The following is an 8,998-nucleotide window of genomic DNA, read 5'->3' on the forward strand; positions in this document are numbered from 1 at the left end:
CTGTGTCTGCTCCTCCATAGGAACACCAGTTGCAACAAAACATTACAATTTTTACATCATCAGCCATAGAGTTTCTCCTCCTCTATATATATTTTCTCCGTTTAGAAAAACTTGCGCTTTTCTAAATTTCAATTTTAAAGTTTTTTAAAAAATTTTAAAATTTCTTTTTAAGGAATACTGTTTAGGCATGCCTTAAAAAACACAATTTCTGTACTTAATGAGCTAGCTCAGCATTACATTATGTACTGATTAATATATTTCATTTATAATTAATATAAAGCTTACTCGGAGATTAAAGTCAAAAAGTTTATATACTATAAAACAAGATTTTCGAAAAATAAATTTTACATGAAAAATAAGGAAAAAAAGAAAAATTAGATGGAATTACATTCCATCAAGACTCATATCAATCATTCTTTGAGTTTGCTCAGCTAATTCGTCTGGAAGACCGGTAATATCCATGTTTAAAAATCCTCTAACAATCATGGATTCTGCATCTTCTTCATTAATTCCTCTAGAGGTCAAATAATTGATTTCATCTTCAGAAATTTTACCAACAGCAGCTTCGTGAGACATTTCCAAGTTGGCGGAACTGGCTTCAAGTTCAGGAACTGCATAAATAAAACTGTCGTCAGACAATACCAATCCATGACATTCCAAATGTCCTTTAACAGTAGGCACAGTACCTGCCAAGTGTCCTCTAGCATAGATTTTTGATTCATCCTGAGCAACAGCTCTTGATATAACCTCTCCTCTAGCACCTTCAGCATTTAATAAAACTCTTGAGCCCACATCAATAATGGAGTCCTTTTTACCACCCTGAATACTTTGGAAGATGGCCCTTGAGTTTTTACCATCACAGTAAGCAGTTGGGAATGACTGGATTGTGCTGACAGGACTGGTTAAAATGTAATTATTAATATAAGTGGTATCATCACATAGTTTCACACCAGTTCTTGGACGAACTTCAACCTGTTCGGCCCAATTGTGAATCATAGTGAAGGTTATTTTTGAACCCGGTTTTAAATACATTTCAGATACTCCAACGTGCATTGCTGATCCTATATCATCACCGGTTGCACAACCAGTAATCAAGTGCAATTCAGAGTTTTCCTCAGCAATGATGACATTGTGAGCTGTCTGCATAACATCCTCATCACTAATGAACATGCATGCCTGTACAGGCATTACTTCTTTGGTTCCAGGAAGGGACCTTACAAAATAACCGCTCAAGAATCCACTTTCTTGTTCCCTTAAAGCTGTTTTAGCAGTATATTTATCTGCATCAGGTTTAACTACATTCCAGAGATAGTCTTCTAGCCAGCCATATTTTTCTAATGCGATTTGCATATTCATTACTTCAATTGAATCTGACATTGCGTTATTTGTAAAGATATTGCTTTGATCTACCTGTAAAAATGATCCAGACCTGTTTTTTTCTTCAGTATCAACACCCACTTTTAATAGGTCTTTTTTTGTTTGGCTGCTTAAATCATCTAAATCATCAATCATGTCCAATGCGTTGACAGTTTCATCAGTGAAGTTTTCAATAGTAACATCAGCACCTATAGGTGCTTTTTTATCCTTTGCTCTTTCAGCATCCTCATAAACATTGCGCACACTCAACACATCCATTAAAACCATTTTTCCTAATATCTTCGAGAATTTCATTTGGGTTTCCAGAACAGGAAATAACACCATTCATCAAAACATGAGCTTTATCAGCATTGACAAAGTTTAGGATATAACCTAAATGAGTAATTAAAAGACCGCTTCTTTTTCTGTCCCCATGTTTCTTATCCTTATCCAATAAAGTTCCAATTTCTGAAGCCAATAATTCTACATTTTCAATGTCCACACCAGAATCAGGTTCATCAAACATTGTGAAATCCGGCATTTGAGCAAGCAGCTGTAAAATTTCAGAACGTTTTACTTCCCCACCGGAAAAACCAAGATTTACGTCCCTGTCCAGAAATTCATCACTGAATTTAAGTTTTCTAGACAATTTTTTCATTCTAGGATTTAATTCTTCGTTGACATCCTGATGAGATTCTATTTTCAATAAATCTCCAACAGAAACTCCTCTAATGGAAGGAGGATTTTGGAAACTTACACCAATGCCTAATTTAACCCTTTCTGCAGTGGATAACTCAGTAATATCCTGACCTTTAAATTTAATTGAACCTTGAACTACATCATAATTTGGAAAACCCAATATAGTTAAGAATAAAGTACTCTTTCCAGCACCGTTTGGCCCTAAAAGAACATGAGTTTCACCTTCAGCAATAGAAAGATTAATATTTTTTAAAACTCTTTTACCGGCTACTTCAACAGCCAGATTTTCAATTTCAAGCAACATACAATCACCTTTATAAATTAAAATATGAATTTGTTATATACTATACTAATTATATTACTACTGAATATAAATAGTTAACAAAAATTAGAATAAAAAAAAGAGAATAACTGAAATTATTCAGTTACAATGATGAATTCGCCGACTTTTTCAACTTTAGCGAAAGGAACTAATAACAAGTCACCGTTTCTTTTAGCACCTTTAACATGAATATTACGGTCACTTTCAACTCTGATTGCAATATCCACGATTTTACCAGTTTTTTCATTGATAATTAACTCATCTAATACACCAAGAATACGTGCATTGTTGGTAGCTACTTGGTAGTTCTTGATTTCACTCCATAATTTTTCTTCTCTTCTAGGAATCTGTTTATTTTCCATTAAATCACCTGATAAAAATTAAATCTACTTATATAATTATTAAACTTCATCATATTTAAACATAATATTCATTATACAACTTTTCGGCTACTTTGCTATCGGGAATAGTATTAATGTTTAGAGCCAATTCAACTTTTGGAATAACTATCTGATCCTCATCCTGAACAATATTGATACTTCTTAAAACATTCAGGCCCGATGGAACATTGCCTTCAAATTCATATGAATAATCCAAATCCAGCTCTTCAAATATTTCGACAGGGACCAAAACCGACAATGCGTCTTTAGGAGATTCTAAGTAATATTTTAATACATAATCTATAGTTTCAGTTGATATGAAAGGCAAATCCGCATTTATGAAAAGCAAAATATCATCTGTAGATTTTTTTTCAAAATAATCCAAAATATAAGATAGGTCAGTCAGATAATCCTCGCCAGAAGTATCCAAAATAGTATACTCTCCGTTAACACTATTCAAATATTGCGTGGTTTCCACAGTATTGGGGCTGACTGCAATGACTATCTCATCGATTAGCTTGGATGCCTTTAAGTTCTCGATTACAAAATTGATTAAGGGTTTATCACGTAATTTGAAAAGAGGCTTTTCTTCGGGAACCTTAAGTCTGGTTCCCTTACCTCCGGCCATCAGAATTGCATAAATCATGATAAACCACTATTGATTAAGCGAATTTTCCGCCCATCATTTTCATACGATCTTTAAGGATGCATCTTCCGCCTTGTTTACCTCCAATAGGAACTTTAGGAGTACCCATTGAATTCATACAACGTGCCATGATTGCAGAACCTAAAGCAAGGCCATCTTCAACAAAAACAACATTTTCAAACTTATCCTGAACAGCTTCCAATATAAGTTCTGGTTTGCGTCCAGTGATACCTGCCCTTCCAGTAATACCTAAAGCAGAGCCCGGAACAATAACATTTTCTTCAAATGCAACATCCAAAACCCTTTTAACAATATTGGTACTTACATAATCCAATGTTGAAAGCAAGGTTGGAAGACCGTCAGCATCATAGAATTGTGCACCCAATTCCATTAATTCATCAAGCTTATCACCATTAAAACCAACATCACAGCCAATTAAAGTTGTACCTGCCTTTTCAGCGGCTTCAGGATTTACCGGTACAGTACCGAATCTTTCAACATCCATCGGAACTTTACGGATGTTAACTAACTTATGTGCTTCCAATGCATTGGCTTCCGCCTTTTTGTGGTCTGCTTTTTTCATCGCTTTATCTGAATATATGTCTAACGCAGCACCATTTTTCTTATCGATTTTACCTGAACCCCTAGCTATAGAATCGCTTACAACACCCGCAAGACCTAAAAAGTTACCTACAGTGTTTGCATAAGGTTCGTTGTCATTTACAATACGTCCTGCCAATGTTGAACCAAAGTCCAGAGAAACACAAGGGTTTCTGTAATCAACATCGGTCCATTTAGCACCCAATTTAATTCCAGCGGTAACAAGTTCCCCTTCCATTTCGTTTGCAACTGTTTCCTTACCTTGAGGAGGAACTACACTTACAACAGCACCATCAAACATGATATTTTCCAAAAGAGAATGCTTTTGCAATCTTTCCGGAAGTTGAGAGATTGTCATTGCAGGAGACATCTTCCTTGGAGGAATGTCCGCTTCAAGACACCCATCAGCAAGAGCAATAATTAATTGACCTGCCTCTTCAGCAGTTGCAAAACCTGCGGTTACCCCAGTAGACCTTACGACAAAATCCAAATCTTCATCTTTATCGACATTACATTTTCTTAAAGATTCTAAAACAGTATCTCTGATAAGTTCAGTTACGGATTCTTTAGAAAGCTCAATGCCCCAAACGGTTTTACCGAACACCTCTTCATTAGGTTTAGGAGGGCGTATATCACGAGTCATCTTAACTGTTTTGTTTAATAAATAAGATTCACTAGTGTTTAAATTTGTAGCCATTACAATGGACTTTGTAGTAGTGTTACCCAATTCAACAGAAGCAGTTACATAAAAAGTGTCTGGCTTTTGAACAGCACCAGGACTTGCAGGACCCGCCTTTTGAGCTCTTAAAGTACCTAAATTGCCGGTTTTAGAATGAGCAATAATAGGTTTAGGACCTCTATTAAAAATTTTACTTAGAAAAGACATTTTATAACCTCAATTAAACTTGATTATAAATATCTTTTTATAATAATATAAATTTTATTAAAAAATCTTGAAAAAAAGTTATAAAGAATTAGTTAAAAAAAAGTAAAAAATAGAAAAAAATGATTAGATGAATAATTCATCTAATCGGGACCCTTTTATCTATAATAAGTTGTTAATTGGGTGGTCTTCGACAGGTTCGGTACCGATATCTTTTGCTGCTTCAGCAATCATAATATCAGCCATACCACAAGCAGGGAATGCAAGTCTGGAGTTTTCAATAGGTCCGAAAAGAACGAAGTCCCCACCAGCCATTTGTTGTACGATGTTTGAACCGATATCACAAACAGGCCATGCTTCTTTGTGTTCTTTTTTGTATCCTCTTAACCAGTCCCATGCTGAAGGTACGTTGTGAATACCAGATCCTACTGGGTATCCCCATTTAGCTTTTACAGCGTAAGCGGTTCTTACAGCAGGTCCTGCACCTTGACCTAATGGAGTAACTGCTACGTCCATCCATGGTTTGGTGATTCCACATTCGTCAGCCATTTCAAGAATACCTTGGTCAATTACAGCTCCACCAGTTTCCCAGATTTCGATTTTTCCTTCTACACCAGGAGTCATTGGGTTGAAACCTAAGAGAATGGATGCATCGATGTCAGAGTTTTTGAGAGCTTCAATTTCACCAGGTTCTGCTGCCATACTTATGGAGTTGTAAACAGCTCTTTCAGCTAATCCTACTTCTTGAACATATTCTACACCTGCAATTTTTGCTGCAGCTGCAGTTGAGTCGATAAGGAAAGGTTTGTCACTGACGTCTCCTACAAATTCTAAGTATTTTACCATAGCTTCTGCAGTAGCACCGAAATTTTGAATAACACAAGGGTTTCCGGTTACATCAGACATTTCTTCCATTGTTTTAATTAATCCATCAGCAGCATCTTTATCAAAGTCACCTGCTTTTTCATCACTAATAATTTTGTGTCCGCCGTAAAAGATAGTTCCTGCTAAAACGGTAGGATATTCACCAGGTTGGCCTCCCATTTTTACCCCATTCATATCTACGACGATTTGTTCTTTATCAAATCTAAACATAAGTATAAACCTCCTATAATAAGGTAGTTAACATTGCAGCTACACCGAATTTAATAGCTACAACTAAAATAATTAATCCAAGTATAATACCGTACAATATACCAACATCTCTACCAGTTTGTTGGCCTAAACGTTGATAATATTCCCCAACAGTGAAATCAACTTTTTCTTCTGCTTCATCTAATTTAGCGACAAGTGCGTTGAAATCATCAGGGGAAACCATTACTGAAGGTACTGATTCTTCACTCATAATAACACCTCTATAATCCTGCTGCTTTTGCAATGAAAGGAATAATTACGATAAAGAGTGTTGCTATGCAAGCACCTAAAGCGAATCCTTTAAATCTGGTTGCGAGTAAACCAGCAAATAATTTACCTTCCCTTGCAAGGAGTTTTGCACTGTACTCAGCATCATCAGCTGCAGTTTTCATTCCGCCTATATTTGGTTTATTTGAAATTTCTACCATAATTAACCCTCCTTAGAACATCAAGAATAAAACTCCAATGATTAAAGTGAAAGCTAATCCGATCATTATACCTTGGACTTTACCGGCATAATTACCAGCCATATTTCTTTGAACAGCTCCGACCATATCGATTTTAGTGTTAATATCCCTAATCCTTGCTTCGATGAGAGCAGTTTCAGGAGAAACAACTCTAATTGCTTCACCAGTGTCTTCATCTCCACCGTCGTCGTCCACAGAAATAACCATAGCTTCTTCTTCAAAAGCACCTGGATCTTTTTCCACACATTCATTAATTTTTGATTGAATTGCTCCGATATCTTCAGTATCGATTAAGTCAACAATTTCTAATTGTTGTTGGAACCTTTCAATACCGTCGAGAGGAACATTCTCTACGAAAGGAATAGCACCGGTTGCTCCGATGATTTTCTTTTTATCTGGGTCAGCACCATTTTCATATAATGCTTGAATACTTTGACCAGTAATGTGTCCTTGTACTTCAGCACCAGCTAATATTAAGAAACGAATATTAGGGTTTGAAATAATGTTTGCGACAACTTTTTCTATTCCTAAGTTTTCTGTTTTACATGGACCTGCAATAGCTGCTCCAGAAAGTTCAGCTTCAATGTGAGAAGCTAATGTTGTTACTGCAACAGGGCTTTCAGGATCACCTACAATGTAATCCCCACTAATAACCGGCCAGCCATCTGCAGGAGCTTTTTTATCAGCCATCTATAAAACCCCCATCGCTTGTAAGATTGGTATTGCAGCAAATATAATGAATGATGCTAATAAGAAACCATATACCATGTTAGTTAACAATCCTGCGGTAACATATGAACCTTCCCTTCCAGGGTAAGAACCTACAGGACTTGTGTATGGATCTAATGAAGCCATTAACTCATCAGCAGCCAATTCGACTTTTGCTACTTGTTCGTTTACATCGTCCATAGATAAGAGTACAACTCCAGAACCTAAAGATGAACCGATAACCCCAGTTACAGGGTCTAATGCGAAATTCATTTCAGGTATAACTTGTATCATAGGTAACATTTGAGCCATATTTAATTCCTCCTAATCTATTGCTCCACTTTAGGCCATAATCCTGCCCATTTGGTTGATGCGGCATCATTAATGGAAGCATCCACAAATGCTTTGAATGAAACAACCCAACCGATTAAACCAACGATGAATACAACGAACCAACCTAATCCACCGGTAGTGATGGACATAAGACCAGTAATAGTCATAGCTAAGAATGCAGTAGAACATGCACATTTGAGAGTTCTTACTTGATCTTCGTTAGGTCCTAAACATGCGTTGAATGGGTGTTGGATAGCCATAGTACACATAATAAATAATACAGCAATAAAACCAGTTGCAACAACATTTTCTAAAATTGGTGTTAATTCAAAACTACCTGCAATTGCAACAGCGAATCCTAAAATAGATAAAGCAGCTGCGCCAGCAATTTCAATAGTACATTGAATCATAATAGGGATTTTCATACCTACGATTTTAATTGCTACTAATGCAATAACTGCACCGATAATACATGCAATTGCTAAAGCTGCAATAGGTCCAACTAATGCGATGTTTAACATTGATGCTAAACTGAGACCTGCTAATGCAGCAATTACACCAACAGATAAAGACATATAACCAATAGATGGTACACCAGTACCTAAACCGTAACTTGCTACTCTACGGATTGCATCTGAACCCCATACAATAGCACATACAGCACCAAGACCAGCTAATACAGGTCCGATGACATCTCCTAAGAAACCTGATAAATAGATACCGAGTAATCCACCGACAATACCTAATATTAATAAATGCATTGAGTCAACTGCACCTGCAGCTGCACCGTCAGCACTTCCACCAGCAGACATTTAGATACCTCCAGTTAAAATAATACAAAAGATTCCAACAACAATAGATGCGATTGCACATGCAAGAGCTCCGGTACCAATTCTTTTGAATTTTGGATCGTGCATACCTTCAATGGTACCACCGATGTTATAAGAAGCAATTACAGAGTTAATAAAGAACACACCTACACCTAAAATAGCAGCTAAACCAACAGCAACAGTAGGGTCAAAAGAAGCTTGTACTGTGTCGTAAATACCATAGTAGACTAATCCACCACCAGCACCACCAAGAAGTCCTCCAATAAGACCACTTACAAATGAAGTGAGAGGTACACCGTGACCTTCAGTACCAGGAGTTTTATAAATTTCTTGGTTACGTTTGGAAATCCAGTCTACAGGCACTTTTGATGCAGCAGGAACAATACCTACACCGAAGATGTAGATTAAGTTAGCAATGAGCATGGTAATACCCATCATGATCATAGCACCGATTGCCCCACCGATACATACTATATAGAATGGTTCACCTGTCATAGTTGCAGCAGTAATAAGTCCTGTTAATCCAGCACCAGCAGCTAACATAGCAGTACCGGTACCTACACCAGTAGCTGTTGCCATAGCCGCAGGAGCTCCTCCTACAGGAATAAAGTGCACACCTGCACCAATCATAATACCGCCT

At 36.8% G+C, this 8,998-nt stretch carries 12 protein-coding genes and 1 pseudogene; all 13 read right to left on the minus strand.

The window, feature by feature from the left end; all coding sequences use genetic code 11:
* Window positions 1-67, minus strand: a pseudogene (locus tag ACJMLD_RS08455) (methyl-viologen-reducing hydrogenase subunit delta); the annotation flags it as partial.
* Between the two features lie 317 nt (window positions 68-384).
* Window positions 385-1,635 carry a SufB/SufD family protein gene (locus ACJMLD_RS08460; protein ID WP_405270474.1) on the minus strand — a complete coding sequence of 417 codons (1,251 nt, stop codon included), beginning with the start codon at window positions 1,633-1,635 and terminating at the stop codon, window positions 385-387.
* Complete coding sequence (locus ACJMLD_RS08465; protein ID WP_405270476.1) at window positions 1,604-2,359, minus strand: ABC transporter ATP-binding protein; 756 nt, start codon at window positions 2,357-2,359, stop codon at window positions 1,604-1,606. The genes ACJMLD_RS08460 and ACJMLD_RS08465 overlap by 32 nt, the downstream gene beginning before the upstream one ends.
* A gap of 113 nt (window positions 2,360-2,472) precedes the next feature.
* Window positions 2,473-2,739, minus strand: a complete 267-nt coding sequence (locus tag ACJMLD_RS08470; protein WP_042692144.1) for a PRC-barrel domain-containing protein — start codon at window positions 2,737-2,739, stop codon at window positions 2,473-2,475.
* A 55-nt stretch (window positions 2,740-2,794) separates the two neighbouring features.
* Window positions 2,795-3,403 (minus strand): NTP transferase domain-containing protein, encoded by a 609-nt coding sequence (locus tag ACJMLD_RS08475; RefSeq protein WP_405270478.1) that lies wholly within the window; start codon window positions 3,401-3,403, stop codon window positions 2,795-2,797.
* 16 nt (window positions 3,404-3,419) lie between these two features.
* Window positions 3,420-4,889, minus strand: a complete 1,470-nt coding sequence (locus ACJMLD_RS08480; protein ID WP_405270480.1) for a methanogenesis marker 14 protein — start codon at window positions 4,887-4,889, stop codon at window positions 3,420-3,422.
* Between the two features lie 159 nt (window positions 4,890-5,048).
* The gene (mtrH, locus tag ACJMLD_RS08485) at window positions 5,049-5,981 is read right to left on the minus strand and encodes a tetrahydromethanopterin S-methyltransferase subunit H (protein ID WP_405270482.1); all 933 of its coding nucleotides are present in this window, start codon (window positions 5,979-5,981) and stop codon (window positions 5,049-5,051) included.
* A 13-nt stretch (window positions 5,982-5,994) separates the two neighbouring features.
* Entirely contained in the window at window positions 5,995-6,231 is a 237-nt protein-coding gene (gene mtrG / locus ACJMLD_RS08490; RefSeq protein WP_405270484.1) for a tetrahydromethanopterin S-methyltransferase subunit MtrG, read from the minus strand.
* Between the two features lie 10 nt (window positions 6,232-6,241).
* Window positions 6,242-6,448: a tetrahydromethanopterin S-methyltransferase subunit F gene (locus tag ACJMLD_RS08495; RefSeq protein ID WP_405270486.1), complete on the minus strand. Its 207-nt coding sequence runs from the start codon at window positions 6,446-6,448 to the stop codon at window positions 6,242-6,244.
* A 12-nt stretch (window positions 6,449-6,460) separates the two neighbouring features.
* The gene (gene mtrA / locus ACJMLD_RS08500) at window positions 6,461-7,177 is read right to left on the minus strand and encodes a tetrahydromethanopterin S-methyltransferase subunit A (RefSeq protein ID WP_405270488.1); all 717 of its coding nucleotides are present in this window, start codon (window positions 7,175-7,177) and stop codon (window positions 6,461-6,463) included.
* Complete coding sequence (mtrB, locus tag ACJMLD_RS08505; protein WP_405270490.1) at window positions 7,178-7,507, minus strand: tetrahydromethanopterin S-methyltransferase subunit MtrB; 330 nt, start codon at window positions 7,505-7,507, stop codon at window positions 7,178-7,180.
* A gap of 17 nt (window positions 7,508-7,524) precedes the next feature.
* Entirely contained in the window at window positions 7,525-8,340 is an 816-nt protein-coding gene (mtrC, locus tag ACJMLD_RS08510) for a tetrahydromethanopterin S-methyltransferase subunit MtrC (RefSeq protein WP_405270492.1), read from the minus strand.
* Window positions 8,341-8,998: tetrahydromethanopterin S-methyltransferase subunit D (gene mtrD / locus ACJMLD_RS08515; RefSeq protein WP_405270494.1), on the minus strand; the 658-nt coding region annotated here is incomplete at its 5' end.

This window comes from Methanobrevibacter sp., assembly GCF_045112895.1.
In the GTDB taxonomy this organism is placed as follows: Archaea; Methanobacteriota; Methanobacteria; order Methanobacteriales; family Methanobacteriaceae; genus Methanocatella.